Consider the following 1,352-nt stretch of genomic DNA (forward strand, 5'->3'; position numbering starts at 1 on the left):
GGGGGATACTCCGCGTTCACCAGAACCGACATGGGGTTCAACAGAGCTTGAACCTCGCCGATAACCAGCCAGGAACGCATTGCATCCACGTGGTAAGTTCGCGCCAATGGGGGGAGACCCCCTCCCCGGTCTCCCCACCCTGGTGTGATAGCCATCACGGTCCACTGTCTGGGTCGAGCCCGGGTACCCCATCGTCACCTTCGCGTCTTCGCGTGAGAGACCGGCGATCACTCCTACGCATCCTCAAGTTAAGATGAAATGGCCTACTATTGCATCTCCTTTGCGACAACGCGAGCGATCGAACCGCCGCCTCCACGTCCCGCCAAAACCTGCGCTCACTCGCCGCCCGGCCGGCCAATCCTGAGTGCGTTTGCGATGACCGCAAGGGAGAGCCCCATATCCCCGAACGCCACCGCCATCCAGAGGGTGACCAGGCCCACGACGGCGAGGGCGGCGATGCCGAGTTTCACAACGACCGCGGTGGCGACGTTCTGCCGCACGACCGAGACCGTCTTCTCGGAGAGGGCCACGAGGTAGGCTACCCTGGAGATGTCGTCCTCCATCACGACGATATCGGCCGCCTCGATCGCGATATCAGACCCGATAGCCCCCATCGCGACCCCGACGTTCGCGCGGGCCAGCGCCGGTGCGTCATTCACGCCGTCGCCGACCATCACCACCTGGCCGTAGCGCTCCATCAACTGCTCGACCATCGCAACCTTATCCTCAGGGAGGAGCCCGGCATGGCACTCATCGATACCGATGCGGCGGGCCACCGCCTCCCCGACACGCTCGTTGTCCCCCGTGAGCATCACCGTCCTGATCCCCCGCGCCTCCAGGTCAGCCACCGTCTCCCGGGCATCCTCCTTGATGACGTCGGAGAGGGCAAGAAGCCCGATGACCGCCGATTCGGTGCCGGCGAGGATGACGGTCTTCCCCTCCCCCTCCAGGCGGTCGTACTCCGCCCGCCACGCACCGCCGCCGACATCGGGGAAGAGCGACTCGTTCCCGAGGAGGTAGGTCACGCCGTCGATCCTTCCCCTGACACCCCTGCCGGTGACCGACGCAAACTCCTCCACGTCCCGGAGGGGGACTCCCTCCTCCCCGGCACGCCGCAGGACCGCCTCCGCTATCGGGTGGCCGGAGCGTGCCTCAAGCGATGCGGCGACCGCGAGCACCTCGGCCGCCGGCACCCCGAAGGAGATGACGTCGTCGACCTCGAGCCTCCCGGTCGTGAGGGTCCCGGTCTTGTCAAAGACGATCACCCGGGCAAGCCCCACGGCCTCGAGAGCATCCCGGCCCTTGATGAGCACACCGTTATGCGCCGCGGTCGTGATCCCCGAGACCATCGA

Annotated in this window: 1 protein-coding gene; it reads right to left on the bottom strand. The window is 66.2% G+C overall.

What is annotated here, in order from left to right:
• Positions 1–335: 335 nt before the first annotated feature.
• Positions 336–1,352: heavy metal translocating P-type ATPase (locus BP858_RS08625; protein ID WP_286879300.1), on the bottom strand; the 1,017-nt coding region annotated here is incomplete at its 5' end.

Origin of the sequence: Methanoculleus sp. UBA413, assembly GCF_002502935.1 — an archaeon.
Classification (GTDB): domain Archaea; phylum Halobacteriota; class Methanomicrobia; order Methanomicrobiales; family Methanoculleaceae; genus Methanoculleus; species Methanoculleus bourgensis.